Annotated in this window: 12 protein-coding genes; 6 read left to right on the forward strand and 6 right to left on the reverse strand. The window is 63.6% G+C overall.

All coding sequences use genetic code 11. From position 1 onward, the window contains the following. The first annotated feature begins 39 nt into the window (after positions 1 to 39). From PGB28_RS02720 to PGB28_RS02745, 6 genes are all read left to right on the forward strand, one after another. Positions 40 to 441, forward strand: coding sequence for a cytidine deaminase (locus PGB28_RS02720; protein WP_271419948.1), 402 nt, complete (start codon positions 40 to 42; stop codon positions 439 to 441). Next, a complete protein-coding gene (locus PGB28_RS02725) occupies positions 438 to 1,745 on the forward strand; it encodes a thymidine phosphorylase (protein WP_271419949.1) in 1,308 nt (435 codons plus the stop codon). Before PGB28_RS02720 ends, PGB28_RS02725 begins: the two co-directional genes overlap by 4 nt. Next, the gene (locus tag PGB28_RS02730; protein WP_271419950.1) at positions 1,745 to 2,953 is read left to right on the forward strand and encodes a phosphopentomutase; all 1,209 of its coding nucleotides are present in this window, start codon (positions 1,745 to 1,747) and stop codon (positions 2,951 to 2,953) included. Before PGB28_RS02725 ends, PGB28_RS02730 begins: the two co-directional genes overlap by 1 nt. Next, positions 2,950 to 3,936, forward strand: coding sequence for an adenosine deaminase (locus tag PGB28_RS02735; RefSeq protein ID WP_271419951.1), 987 nt, complete (start codon positions 2,950 to 2,952; stop codon positions 3,934 to 3,936). The genes PGB28_RS02730 and PGB28_RS02735 overlap by 4 nt, the downstream gene beginning before the upstream one ends. Further along, positions 3,933 to 4,565: a uracil phosphoribosyltransferase gene (gene upp / locus PGB28_RS02740; RefSeq protein ID WP_271419952.1), complete on the forward strand. Its 633-nt coding sequence runs from the start codon at positions 3,933 to 3,935 to the stop codon at positions 4,563 to 4,565. The genes PGB28_RS02735 and upp overlap by 4 nt, the downstream gene beginning before the upstream one ends. A gap of 65 nt (positions 4,566 to 4,630) precedes the next feature. After that, entirely contained in the window at positions 4,631 to 5,944 is a 1,314-nt protein-coding gene (locus PGB28_RS02745; RefSeq protein WP_271419953.1) for an SPOR domain-containing protein, read from the forward strand. A 61-nt stretch (positions 5,945 to 6,005) separates the two neighbouring features. Here the strand turns inward: PGB28_RS02745 and PGB28_RS02750 are convergent, their stop codons facing one another. The 6 genes from PGB28_RS02750 to PGB28_RS02775 all read right to left on the reverse strand — a co-directional run bounded on the left by PGB28_RS02750 (position 6,006) and on the right by PGB28_RS02775 (position 12,607). Continuing rightward, complete coding sequence (locus PGB28_RS02750) at positions 6,006 to 7,031, reverse strand: hypothetical protein (RefSeq protein ID WP_271419954.1); 1,026 nt, start codon at positions 7,029 to 7,031, stop codon at positions 6,006 to 6,008. A gap of 74 nt (positions 7,032 to 7,105) precedes the next feature. Then, positions 7,106 to 7,264, reverse strand: a complete 159-nt coding sequence (ccoS, locus tag PGB28_RS02755) for a cbb3-type cytochrome oxidase assembly protein CcoS (RefSeq protein WP_271419955.1) — start codon at positions 7,262 to 7,264, stop codon at positions 7,106 to 7,108. Positions 7,265 to 7,268: 4 nt separating this feature from the next. After that, a complete protein-coding gene (locus PGB28_RS02760) occupies positions 7,269 to 9,452 on the reverse strand; it encodes a heavy metal translocating P-type ATPase (RefSeq protein ID WP_271419956.1) in 2,184 nt (727 codons plus the stop codon). 3 nt (positions 9,453 to 9,455) lie between these two features. Further along, the gene (locus PGB28_RS02765) at positions 9,456 to 9,917 is read right to left on the reverse strand and encodes a FixH family protein (RefSeq protein WP_271419957.1); all 462 of its coding nucleotides are present in this window, start codon (positions 9,915 to 9,917) and stop codon (positions 9,456 to 9,458) included. Positions 9,918 to 9,920: 3 nt separating this feature from the next. Then, positions 9,921 to 11,348 (reverse strand): cytochrome c oxidase accessory protein CcoG, encoded by a 1,428-nt coding sequence (gene ccoG / locus PGB28_RS02770; RefSeq protein WP_271419958.1) that lies wholly within the window; start codon positions 11,346 to 11,348, stop codon positions 9,921 to 9,923. Positions 11,349 to 11,725: 377 nt separating this feature from the next. Then, positions 11,726 to 12,607 (reverse strand): LysR family transcriptional regulator, encoded by an 882-nt coding sequence (locus PGB28_RS02775; RefSeq protein WP_271419959.1) that lies wholly within the window; start codon positions 12,605 to 12,607, stop codon positions 11,726 to 11,728. Positions 12,608 to 12,795: the final 188 nt, after the last annotated feature.

Genomic DNA, 12,795 nt, shown 5'->3' on the forward strand with positions numbered 1-12,795 from the left:
CAGATCATGGGCAAAACATCCAAGCGACAGGGAGCCGCCATGAGTCTATCCGACGCCGCACGCGCCGTGCGCGAAAACGCCTATGTGCCATATTCCGGATTCAAGGTGGGGGCCGTGATGCAGGCGGAGGACGGGTCTCTGCATCCGGGCTGCAACGTTGAAAACGTGGCCTATCCCGAAGGCACTTGTGCCGAGGCGGGGGCCATTGCCGCGATGGTTGCGGCCGGGCAAACCCGGATCACCGCCGCCTATGTCATCGCCGACAGTCCCACGCCGGTCACGCCCTGCGGCGGCTGCCGCCAAAAGCTGGCGGAATTTGCCGAAGGGCCGGGCACGGTGATCACCATGGCCAATCTGGACGGGGTGGAGATGACGATGACCATGGCGGAGCTTCTGCCCGGGGCTTTTGCGACCTCTCACATGGAAAACGTTGAGACATGAGCGACGCGCGCGCCATCAATGCCGCGCTGCGCCGGGGCGAGATGCCCACGGGCGAAGACCTGCAGTGGTTCGCGCAGGGGCTGGCCGATGGGGCGGTCAGCGATGCGCAGGCCGGGGCCTTTGCCATGGCGGTCTGCCTGCGCGGGCTGGACGAGCCCGGGCGCGTGGCGCTCACACGGGCGATGCGCGACAGCGGACGGGTCTTGCACTGGGACCTGCCGGGGCCGGTGCTGGACAAACATTCCACCGGGGGCGTGGGCGATTGCGTTTCGCTGGTGCTTGCGCCAGCGCTGGCGGCCTGCGGGGCCTATGTGCCGATGATCTCGGGGCGCGGGCTGGGACATACCGGTGGCACGCTGGACAAGATGGAGAGCATACCGGGGCTGAGCACGCAGCTTGAAGAGCGCCATTTCCGCGAGGTTGTGGCTAAGACCGGCTGCGCCATCGTCTCTGCCTCCTCCGACATCGCACCGGCCGACAAGCGGCTTTATGCGATCCGCGATGTGACGGCGACTGTGGAAAGCCTTGATCTGATCACCGCGTCGATCCTGTCCAAGAAACTGGCCGCGGGGCTTGAAGGGCTGGTGCTGGACGTCAAGCTAGGCTCCGGTGCCTTCATGAAATCCCATGAGGACGCGCGCGCTTTGGCCAAGGCGCTGGTTGGCACCGCCAATGCTGCCGGTTGTCCGACACAAGCGATGATCACCGATATGAACCAACCGCTTGCGCCCGCTTTGGGCAATGCGCTTGAGGTGGATGCGGCGATGCAGGTGCTGACCGGGGGCGTCAAAGATCCGCTTTATGACCTGAGCTGTGCGCTGGGCGGGGCGCTGCTCGCGGCGGGCGGTTTGGCAGACACGCCCGAGGGCGGCGCGGGCCGTATCGCGCGCGCCATTGACAGTGGCACGGCCGCCGAGCGGTTTGGCCGGATGTGCGCGGCCATGGGCGGGCCGGTGCAATTCGCCGAGAACTGGCAGCGCTTCCTGCCCGAAGCGCCGGTGATCCGTGAGATCACGGCACAGGACAGCGGCTATGTCACGGACATGCAGGGCGAGGCGCTGGGGCTGGCGGTCGTCGCACTGGGTGGCGGGCGGCAGGTAGAAAGCGATCTGGTCGATCCGGCGGTGGGCCTGTCGGATGTGGTGCGTCTGGGCGATTGGATTGACAAGGGCCAACCGCTCGCGCGCGTCCACGCGGCCCGCGAAAGTCAGGCCGAGGCAGCGGTGCGCGCGGTGCGTGGCGCGATCACGCTGGGCGATACGCGCCCACCGCCGCAACCGCTTGTGTTTGAAAGGATTTCCTGATGCCGCGCGCGTTTCTTGTGGTGATGGATTCGGTGGGAATCGGCGGCGCGCCGGATGCCGATCAGTATTTCAACGGCACCACGCCGGATAGCGGGGCGAACACGCTGGCCCATATTGTCGAAGCCTGCGCCGAGGGCCGCGCGGAAGAGGGGCGTTCGGGACTGTTGCGCCTGCCCAATCTGGATCGGCTGGGGCTTGGCGCGGCGTGTCGCCTCGCGTCTGGTGACGATGTGCCGGGACTCGGCGTGACGCCACAGGGGCTTTGGGGGGCCGCAACCGAGCAATCGCGGGGCAAGGATACCCCGTCGGGCCATTGGGAGCTTGCCGGGCTGCCGGTGCCCTGGGATTGGCACAGCTTTCCCGATACTGTCCCGGCCTTTCCCGACGAGATCAGCGCGCTGGCCGCGAAACTGGCGGGGACCGAGGGGATTTTGGGCAACCGCCATGCATCCGGGACCGAAATCCTCGAAGATCTGGGCGAGGAACATGTGAAAACCGGGTGGCCGATTTGCTACACCTCGGTGGACAGCGTGTTGCAGATCGCTGCGCATGAGGAACATTTCGGGCTGGACCGGTTGCTGAAGCTTTGCGCCGATCTTGCCCCGCATCTGCATGAAATGCGCGTCGGCCGCGTCATTGCGCGGCCCTTTGTTGGCGAACCCGGTGCCTTCAAACGCACCGGGAACCGCCGGGATTACGCCGTGACGCCGCCGGGAAAGGTGCTCACCAACTGGGTGCAGGAGGCGGGGCATCCGGTCCACGCCATCGGCAAGATCGGCGATATCTTTTCCATGCAAGGCATTGATAAAGTGTCGAAAGGCAGCGATGCGGAGTTGATGGAGCATCTCGCCCATGAGGTCGCCACCGCGCCCGATGGCGCGCTGGTCTTTGCCAATTTCGTTGAGTTCGACAGCCTCTATGGCCACCGGCGCGACGTGTCGGGCTATGCCCGCGCGCTGGAGTGGTTCGACGCCGCCATCGGTCCGGTTCTGGACGCGTTGCGCGCCGGTGATCTGATGATCCTGACCGCGGATCACGGCAATGACCCCACATGGGTCGGCACCGATCACACGCGCGAACGCGTTCCCGTTCTGGGCGCAGGACAAGGGAGCAATGGCATCGGGCTGGTCGATTTCACCTCAGTCGCCGCTTCTCTTTCTGATCATCTTGGCGTGACTTATCCACAGAACCTACGGAGTTTCCTGTGAGTTTTCGAACATTTCCCAAAGTTGAGCTTCACCTTCATCTCGAAGGTGCGGCCCCGCCGAAATTCATCGCCGGGCTGGCGAAAGAGAAACATGTGGATATCTCCGGTATCTTTGATGAGCGGGGCAATTATGCCTTTCGCGATTTTCTCCAATTTCTCAAGGTCTACGAGGCTGCAACGCAAGTGCTGCAAAGCCCCGAGGATTTCCGCCGCCTGACATTGGCGGTGCTGGAGGAAAGCGCCTCACATGGGGTGGTCTATAGCGAGACTTTCCTGTCGCCCGATTTCTGCGGTGGCGGGGATGTTGGCGCGTGGCGTGAGTACCTGCATGCCATACGTGAGGCTGCGGATCAGGCTGAGCGCGATTTCGGTATCACGCTGCGCGGCATCGTCACCTGTATCCGCCATTTTGGCCCGGATCAGGCCAAACGCATTGCGCTTTGCGCGGCGGAAACCGCCGATGACTGGCTGACGGGCTTTGGTATCGCGGGGGATGAGAACGCCGGACAACCCGCTGATTTCGCCTATTCTTTCGACATGGCACGCGAAGCTGGTCTGCGGCTGACCGCCCATGCCGGGGAATGGGGCGGGCCGCAATCGGTGCGCGAGGCCTGGCGCGACCTGCGCGTCGAACGCATCGGCCACGGCGTGCGCGCGATTGAAGACCTGGCGCTGGTCGAGGAACTGGCCGAGGCGGGCGTGGTGTTCGAGGTCTGCCCGGGCTCCAATTTGGTGCTGGGGGTCTACCCGAACCTTGCCGCGCATCCCATTGAAAAGCTGCGCGAACGCGGCATCAAGTTGACCGTATCCACCGATGACCCGCCGTTTTTCCACAGCACCATGACCCGCGAGTTTGAAAATCTCGCCCGTGTGTTCGAATGGAACGAGGATGATGTCCGCGCGCTGAACCAGACGGCCATCGACGCCGCGTTCTGTGACGCATCAACCCGTGACAAAATCCTGAAAAAGCTGGAGACCGCATGACCGAGCATCTCACAATCGTCGATCACCCGCTGGTGCAGCACAAGCTCACCCTGATGCGCGACAAATCCACGCCCACCACCGATTTCCGGCGGCTTCTGCGCGAGATCAGCCAGTTGCTGGCGTACGAGATCACCCGCAACCAGCCAATGACAACCCGCAAGGTCGAAACGCCCCTACAGGAGATGGAGGCCCCGGTTCTGGCGGGCAAGAAACTGGCGCTGATCTCGATTTTGCGCGCGGGTAACGGGCTGTTGGACGGGGTTCTTGAACTGATCCCCACGGCGCGGGTGGGGTTTGTCGGACTTTACCGGGACGAAGAGACGCTGACCCCCGTACAATACTACTTCAAGGTGCCCGACGCGCTGGAAGACCGGTTGGTGATTGCGGTCGATCCGATGCTGGCCACCGGCAATTCATCGGTGGCGGCGATTGACCTTCTCAAACAGGCGGGGGCGCGCAATATCCGGTTTCTGTGCCTTTTGGCCGCCCCCGAAGGTGTCGCGCGAATGAAAGAGGCGCATCCGGACGTGCCCATCGTGACAGCTGCGCTCGATAGCCATTTGAACGAAAAGGGATATATCGTTCCGGGCCTTGGCGATGCCGGGGATCGGATGTTCGGAACCCAGTAACGTTATCAATGCTTTACTAAAGACCCACGGTTTGCCATGCTGCACCAAACCTGTGGGGACCGGTTATGAAAATATTGAATGTTTACGCTGCTTTGGCTGTTGTCGTTGGATTCGGCTTCAACGGCGCGCCTGTATCTGCCCAAATCTCGGGTGATCTTTCCGTGCCTGCGGAAATTCCGCCCGCTTCTTATACCGGCAAGCAATATGTCGACAGCCGTGGTTGTATCTACGTGCGCGCCGGTGTGGACGGCACAACGACCTGGGTGCCGCGCGTGGCGCGCAACCGCAAGGTGCTGTGCGGTCAGACGCCGACGAACGCTGGCACGCGAGAAGCTGCCGCCCCGGCGCAGCGTTCGGCCCCCAAACCCGAGGTGATCGAAATCACGCCAGAGCGTTCCACGGCCGCTGCCGCGCCGCGCCCCGAGCCGCAACCGGTGGTCCGTCAGGACTCCCGCCGTGAGCCTATGCGCACCGTGGCCAGCAAACCGGCGGTGCAGCCGCGAAAAACGCGCCGTGTGGTCAGCAAGCCGGTGGAAATCGTTCCGTCAGCACCCGTCACAACGGCCCGCGTGGTCACACCATCCACGACAAGCACCGGAAAATGTCAGGGTGCGTCGCCGATCTCGAACAAATACATTAATAATGACCGGGGACTTCCCGTGCGCTGCGGTCCCCAAACCGAGCCGATCGTGACCATCAAGGGCTACACCAGGAAAGTCCGCACCGCCGATGGCGTCGAGCGTGTACGCGTCCCCGGCGTCAAGGTCTATGCCAGCCGCAAAGGCCAGCGCCATGTGGACAATTATACCGTGATCGCCCCCAAGGCCGCCACGGCCCGCGGCGCATCAGAGCCGGTTGCGCTCCCGCCCGGGTACAAATCCGCATATACGGATGGACGGCTGAGCACCACGCGCGCGCATCAGACACTGGATGGGCGTCGCAAGATGCTGCTGACCTGGACCTCGCAGCAGCCGCGCAGGCTCATTGACCGTTATACCGGGCAGGACGTGACGCATATGTTCCCGGACCTGCGCTATCCGTTCCTGTCGCTCAAGCAGCAGCGCGCCGCCGAGACGACTGCGCCCGTGCGCACCGCCCGTCGCGCCGAACCGGTCAAGGTTGCGCCGCCCATGCCGATCCGCGAGGCCAGCCACCGCTTTATCCAGATCGGCAGCTTCACCTCGCCCGCCAAGGCGCAGAGGGCAATCCAGCTTCTGCAATCGGCTGGCCTGCCGGTGCGCGTGAACGAATATACCAAGGGCGGACAAGGCTACCGTATGGTTTTGGTCGGTCCGTTTGCGGATCAGGGGCGGCTTGACGCGGCGCTGAACACCGTGCGCAACCGCATCGGCTATCGCGACGCGTCGCTGCGCAAGTAAGCGTTTCTTACAAACACCATGAAGCCGGGCCCATTGCGCCCGGCTTTGTCATGTCTGTCGGTCACTCGCCGCAGATCGCCTGTAGCCGCAACCAGTCATTGTCGGACATCACAGGGTCTGCATCCTGCCCGGCCATCGGATCGGCCTCGATCAGGGGCAAGGTGGTTTCGCCGGTCACATCCAGCGCATAGGCGTAGGGCGTCGAATGCAGCCTCGTTGCCTTGAACGCGGCCAATAGCGTCTCAGCGGCGAGCGGTTCAGGTGCCTGTCCCATCAAGGTTTCCGAATAGTCCTGCAGCTCCGCGAGCGGCAGTTTGCCGGTGGTCAGCAATTGGCCGGTGGCCAGCATCCCGGCCTGACGCAGAAGCGGTTCCAGCGGGTCGCGTGCGCCCGCGCGCAGGTTCTCGGCAAGCACGAAACCTGCCGCTGCTTCCGGGTCCTCGTTATCCTCCAGCACGTCGCGATTGAGCAGGATGAACCCGCCCGGCAGATGCGCGGTCTGGCGACTGCCCGCGCGCAGGACGATGACATCCCCGGCGCGCTCGGGCCCAAGGACGCGCCGCGCCAGCATGCGCAAGGCCGGGGAGGATGCCTCGGCCCGGCAGGGCGGGCCGCTCACGCGGGACATCTCGTTGAGGAGTTGCAAGCCGATGGCATCGCGTTTCACCGCAGGGACCACCCTGAGCGTATGGTTGACCAGCGCATCGGGCAGCCAGAACACCGCGAGCGCCGCGCAACTTGCCAGCGCGGCTGCGCCCAGCACCCAGCGTAACCGCCCCTGACGCGGGCGGCGGCGGTCGATCTCGCGCCGGAGCCGTTCGATGGCGGCAACCATTTCCTTTGAATCCTCGCCCAGCTCCAGTTCTTCGCCGGGATCGCCATCGGGGGAGTAACGGGCCGGGGTCTGGCCGGGATTTCCGCGCTCCACCGCCGCCAATGACCAATGGGTCAGGGGGCGGTCATTTATGTCCGACAAGACCAGCGTCGCATCGCCCAGCGATACGACGACCTCACGCCGCTGCGCATCAGGGGCAGGCCGCCACAAACCGGTGGCTTCAAGCCGCTGGTAGTCTTTCAATGCTGTCATTGCGTCGGGCCTGCTCCGCCTCGTTATGCGCGGATATTAGCATAGCTGCCCGGCACGTGTAAGAGCCGCGCGGCTCACGGCTTGGGGTGGTCATCCCATTGATCGCTGAGAATACGGCGGGCATTGCCCTCGGGGTCGTCATATTGCTTTGACTTCACCGTGAAGACAAAGGCCAGAAGGCCAAGCCCGCCCAGAACAAGCGCAATCGGGATCAGGTAAACAATCACGTTCATTGCGTCACCTCAGTCTCAAAGCGTTCAGCGATACCGTAATCGACGAGGTCGACATCGCCAATGCGGCAATCAGCGGCGTGGCCAGCCCGGCAATCGCCAGCGGCACCGCGAGGATGTTGTAGACCGTGGCGATGCGGAAATTCTCGCGGATGCGCTGCGTGGCTTTCTGTGCGGTGGTGATCGCCTCGGCCAGCGTGGACAGGTCCTTGCCCAGAAGCACGATGTCGCTGGCGACCCGCGCCGCATCCAGCGCCGTCGCGGGCGAGATCGATACATCCGCCGCCGCCAGCGCCGCCGTGTCGTTCAACCCGTCACCCACCATCAGCACATGCGCCCCATCGGCTTTCAGCGCCGCGATGCGGGCGGCCTTGTCTTCGGGGCGGGCCTCGGCCATCCAGTACTCGATGCCCAACCGGTCCGCCATGGCCTCGACCGCGCCGGTGGCGTCGCCCGACATGAGCAGCACGCGATGACCCGCGGATTTGAGCGCGCGCACCGCCTCTTCGGCGCCTTCGCGCAGCGCGTCGGAAAAGACGAACCGATGCGTTGTGCCATCGCCCAGTGAAAGCCAGGCCGAGGTTTCCTGCACCTTGTCACCGGCCCCAACCCAATCCGCGCGGCCAAGCCGCACGCGCACGCCGTTCAACCGGCCTTCGGTGCCATAGCCCGGCACCTCGCGAATATCGGTGACATGGGCGGGCTGTAGCCCTCGGTCCCGAACGGCCCGCGCCAGCGCCTGTGACAGCGGGTGTGATGAGCTTTCTGCCAGTGCCAGCGCGACCCGCATCACGTCATCTGTATGGCGCGTCGGATTGGACAGTTCGGGCAGCCCCTCGGTCAGCGTACCGGTCTTGTCAAAGACCACGGTGTCCACCTGCGCCAACCGCTCCAGCGCGGTTTCGTGCTTGATCAGCATGCCTTTCTTGAACAGCCGACCCGACGCGGCGGTGGTCACGGCAGGCACCGCAAGACCCAGCGCGCAAGGGCAGGTGATGATCAGCACGGCAGCGGCAATATTCAACGCCACGCGCAGATCGCCCGCATAGATATACCAGCCGACAAAGGCCAAGGCCGAGAGGATATGCACGCCGGGCGCATAGAGTTTCGCGGCGCTGTCGGCGAGCGAGGTGTAGCGCGAGCGCCCGGATTCCGCGATGGCGACCAGATCGGCCAGTTGATGCAGGGAGCTGTCCTTGCCCACCGCGGTGGCGCGGATCTTCAGCGGTCCTGTGAGGTTGACTTCACCCGCGCTGACAACCGTGCCTTGTGCGGCAAACACCGGCAGCGTCTCCCCGGTCAGCAGTGAGCGGTCCAGCTCGGACGTGCCCTCGACAATCTTACCATCCACCGGCATCCGCCCGCCCGGACGCACGAGGATCGTGTCGCCCACGGCCAGCTCTGCCAATGGCACCTGTTCTTCGACCCCGTCCACGATCCGCGTGGCGCGCGGCACTTCCAGCGCGGCCAGTTCTTCCGCCGCCGAGCGGGCAATCGCGCGGGTGCGGTGATCCAGATACCGGCCCGCCAAAAGAAAGAAAGTCAGCGCAATCGCCGCGTCGAAATAGGCATGATGGCCAGAAAGCCATGTTTCCCAAAGCGAGGTCACGACCGCCAGCCCGATGGCCAGCGAGATCGGCACATCCATGTTCAGCCGCCCATGGCGCAGCGCGGCCCATGCGTTCACGAAAAATGGCTGGGCGGAAAAGGCGATGGTGGGCAGGGTGATAAAGGCGGAAATCCAGTGGAACATGTCCCGCGTCGCACCCTCGGCCCCGGACCAGACGGCGATGGACAAAAGCATCACGTTCATCGCCGCAAACCCGGCCACCGCCAGACGCATCAACAGATCGCGCCCGGCCTTGTCCGTCGCCGTGGCGCGCAGCATCCCTGCGTCCAGTTCATGCGCCTCGTATCCCACGCGTCCTAGCACGCCGATCAACTGCTCTGCCGTCACGTCCGGCGCGGCCTCGACAGTCACGCGTTTCAGGGTCAGGTTCACCCGCGCCTCATGCACACCCTCGACCTTGCTCAGCTCATCTTCCACCGTCGCGATACAAGCCGCGCAATGGATCGAGGGCAGGGAGAGGGCAAGCTGGCCATCCATCTCCACCTCGGCCAGCGCTTCGGCTGCGGGCGCGGCGTTGCAGGCAGGACAGGCAGAGATGCCGGGACGCAGGGCGACGGTCATGGTTTACTCCACGTGCAGCACGACGCGCTGTTCAAACGGGGTGCCGTCCAGCGCCTTGGCGCTCATGCGGATGTTCCAGTTGCCGCGCTCCACCTCGACCTTGGCCACATAGGCGCGGCCGTTGAACACGAAATCCGGTTCCATATCGTCTTTGACATGGGTGGCCCGGCCCAGCACCGCGTGAAGATCCACCACCTGCACCGGGGTGCCATCGGGTTTGGAGATCGACAGGATCACCTCGCCGTCGCGCGCATCCGCCGCGACCTCCCAGCCCAGCGCCTGCTGCGCATCGCGGCGGCTGTCAAAGCTTTGGCTGGCAACATAGGAGTTCTTGACCTCTAGCCCCGGGAAGGTTGCCACCGCGTTATAGGCCAGCGCCAGATTGACCCCGATGATGATCCCGAAGGCCCCGACAAAGATCGCCAGCACATGCCATCCGGTGAGTTTGCGTTCTGCTGTGGCCATGGCTCAGCTTCCTTTCCCATTGAATACGGTGTCTTCGTGGCTGCGTTCCCCGTTGGTCAGATCCTCGACCCAGAACCGGAACTCGGTTCGGTGGCCCTGTGCCGGTTCCGACCCGTCCGGGGCGATCACATAGACCCGCTGCAGGCGTGTCGCGGTGGCATCCACATCAACCGTTTCATAGGGCGTGCCTTCGAGTTGGATGCGCAGAGCGGGGTGACCGGTGACCGACATCCGGAACGGGCGTGTGTCGCCGTGTTTATTGCGCAACCGCACGTCATAGGTGTTGCGGATGGAGCCGTCCGACAGGGTTACAAAGGTCGGGTTGCGCACCGGTGCCACCGTCATGTCGATCTCGGGACGGATGAAGAGCGCAAAGACCAGCCCGATCCCCACCAGAGACCAAAGTGCAGTGTACATGATTGTGCGGGGCCGGAGGACATGTTTCCAGATTGGCTTGGGTGCGCCCCCCGCGCGTTCGGCCTCTTCATCGGTAAAGGCCATGTAGTCGATGAGGCCCCGCGGCTTGCCGATTTTTTCCATGATGTCGTCGCAGGCATCGATGCAGAGCGCACAGGTGATGCATTCAAGCTGCTGGCCGTCGCGGATGTCGATGCCCACGGGGCAGACATTCACGCAGGCCATGCAGTTGATGCAATCGCCCTGTTCGGCACCGTCCTTGACCTCCTGGCTGCCTTTGCGTGGCTCTCCGCGCCAGGAGCGGTAGCCCACGGTCAACGTGTCCTCATCCATCATCGCCGCCTGAATCCGCGGCCAGGGGCAAGCGTAGATGCAGACCTGTTCACGTGCGAAACCGCCAAAGAAAAAGGTCGTCGCGGTCATGATGGCGATGGTGGTGTAGGCGATGGGATGCGCATCACCGGTGAACAGATCCTGCAGCAGCGTCGGCGCATCAGCGAAATAGAACACCCAGGCCCCGCCGGTCGCCAGCCCGATCAGCAGCCAAGCGGTCCACTTGGTCATGCGCAGCCGGAACTTGCGAAAATCCCACTTTTTCTGCCGGTGCAGGCGCAGCCGCGCGTTGCGGTCGCCCTCAATCCAGCGCTCGACAAGGATATAGAGGTCGGTCCACACCGTTTGGGGGCAGGCATAGCCGCACCACACCCGGCCCAGCGCCGAGGTGAAGAGAAACAGTCCAAGCCCCGCCATGATCAGCAGGCCCGCGACGAAGTAAAACTCATGCGGCCAGATCTCGATCCAGAAGAAATAGAACCGGCGGTTCGCCAGATCGACCAGCACCGCCTGATCCGGCAGGCTCGGCCCCCGGTCCCAGCGAATCCACGGCACGAGGTAATAGATACCCAGCGTGACGATCATGATGATCCATTTCAGATTGCGGAAATTGCCCGAGACGCGTTTCGGGAAAATCGGTTCCCGCGCGGCGTAAAGGGATTGCTGTTGGCTGTCGCTCAAGAGACTCACTCCGGCATAGGCGTATCTTTGATGGTCCTTTTTTCAGGTGTCGCTGTCAGCGGCTTTGACCTGTGTCAAATTACGTATCTGATATTCAGCTTTTGTCGTTCATGGCCCGAGACATTGTTACAAAATAAGCGGGATGTGACGCTGGTCACTGCGCTAAATGCGTATTTCGATTAAGGTCTGAAGGTGAACAAGGGACGACCCTCTTATCAGGAAAGGACGTGACATGTTCAAGGTTTTCGCAGATAGCTTTATGACCGCAACTCGCTCTGATGCCGGGCCCAATGTCGACAAACGCACTCAGTGCCCGTCGCATGAAGAACCGGATTACCGCAAGCGTGCAACGACTCGCGCTCGCAAGAAAGCCGGGCTTACTTACTGACCGACGGAGCCTGACGCCGCAGCCAGCGCAGGAAATCGCGTAGCGGCGGGCGTGGGACACCGGGTGCGGTCACGATATGATAGCCTTTGCCCGGCGGGTCTTCGAACAACAGTCGCAAACGGCCCGCCGCAATATCGCCCAGCACCCATTCCTTGGCCGTCACGAGAATGCCTTGCCCTTGGCGCGCAGCCTCCAGCGTCAGGCTGCCGGGCAGGTGAACCAGCCCCGCCGTTCGCGCCTCGGTCACGCCTTGATTGCGCAGCCAGGCGGTGGATTCGCTCGTGCCCAGCTCCTGCAGCCACGGAAACCGCATCAGATCCTCCGCGCAGTCCGCCGGATGCGTGCCGATGAGGTCCGTGGCGGCGACGACAGCGATCGACGTTGGCAGGAGCAATTCCGCCTCAAGCCCCGGCCAACGGCCTGCGCCAAAGCGGATCGCCACGTCAATCCCGCCCGGTTGCGGGTTGGTCAGGGCCGGGTTCGGGTCGATCATGATGTCGATATCGGGGTGCAGGCTTCGGAAACCGGCCAGCCGCGGCATCAGCCAGTTGCTCGCGAAACTGGGCGTGGTGGAGACATGCAGCGGCCGCGCCGCATCCGCCCCGGTCAGCTCTGCCACACGCGCCGCGATGGTGCCCAACCCGTCGGCCAGCGCCTCGGCCAGTTGCCGCCCCTCATGGGTGAGCCTCGCCGCGCGCCCGGAACGGTCCAGAAGCGTCAGACCCAGATGGCTTTCAAGATTGCGGATCTGCTGGCTGATGGCGGCATGGCTGACATTGAGCGCCGCCCCCGCCTTTTGCACCGATCCGGTCTCGGCATAGGCGGCAAAGGCGCGTAGCGCAGCAAGCGGGGGCAGGGCAGTCCAATGCATTCATGTAATCCTGACTTACATAACAAAAATATTCCTGAGTCGCCCATCCGCCGTCAATAGCGCATATTTCAATACACGCTCCCCAGCGAACAGGAGGACGACATGTTGGGAATATTTTCAGATGTATTCAAGCGCGCCACCTATCAGGACCTGCCCCGACCAGACATGCGCGGGGACTGGCGTCCGCC

Origin of the sequence: Primorskyibacter aestuariivivens (genome assembly GCF_028023675.1) — a bacterium.
In the GTDB taxonomy this organism is placed as follows: domain Bacteria; phylum Pseudomonadota; class Alphaproteobacteria; order Rhodobacterales; family Rhodobacteraceae; genus Marinovum; species Marinovum aestuariivivens.

Excerpts from the sequence above, each read along its gene's own strand:
- PGB28_RS02720 (WP_271419948.1), top strand. The coding sequence starts at position 40 with ATGAGTCTATCCGACGCCGCACGCGCCGTGCGCGAAAACGCCTATGTG.
- PGB28_RS02725 (WP_271419949.1), top strand. The coding sequence starts at position 438 with ATGAGCGACGCGCGCGCCATCAATGCCGCGCTGCGCCGGGGCGAGATG.
- PGB28_RS02730 (WP_271419950.1), top strand. The coding sequence starts at position 1,745 with ATGCCGCGCGCGTTTCTTGTGGTGATGGATTCGGTGGGAATCGGCGGC.
- upp (WP_271419952.1), top strand. The coding sequence starts at position 3,933 with ATGACCGAGCATCTCACAATCGTCGATCACCCGCTGGTGCAGCACAAG.
- PGB28_RS02745 (WP_271419953.1), top strand. The coding sequence starts at position 4,631 with ATGAAAATATTGAATGTTTACGCTGCTTTGGCTGTTGTCGTTGGATTC.
- PGB28_RS02750 (WP_271419954.1), bottom strand. The coding sequence starts at position 7,031 with ATGACAGCATTGAAAGACTACCAGCGGCTTGAAGCCACCGGTTTGTGG.
- ccoS (WP_271419955.1), bottom strand. The coding sequence starts at position 7,264 with ATGAACGTGATTGTTTACCTGATCCCGATTGCGCTTGTTCTGGGCGGG.
- PGB28_RS02760 (WP_271419956.1), bottom strand. The coding sequence starts at position 9,452 with ATGACCGTCGCCCTGCGTCCCGGCATCTCTGCCTGTCCTGCCTGCAAC.
- PGB28_RS02765 (WP_271419957.1), bottom strand. The coding sequence starts at position 9,917 with ATGGCCACAGCAGAACGCAAACTCACCGGATGGCATGTGCTGGCGATC.
- PGB28_RS02775 (WP_271419959.1), bottom strand. The coding sequence starts at position 12,607 with ATGCATTGGACTGCCCTGCCCCCGCTTGCTGCGCTACGCGCCTTTGCC.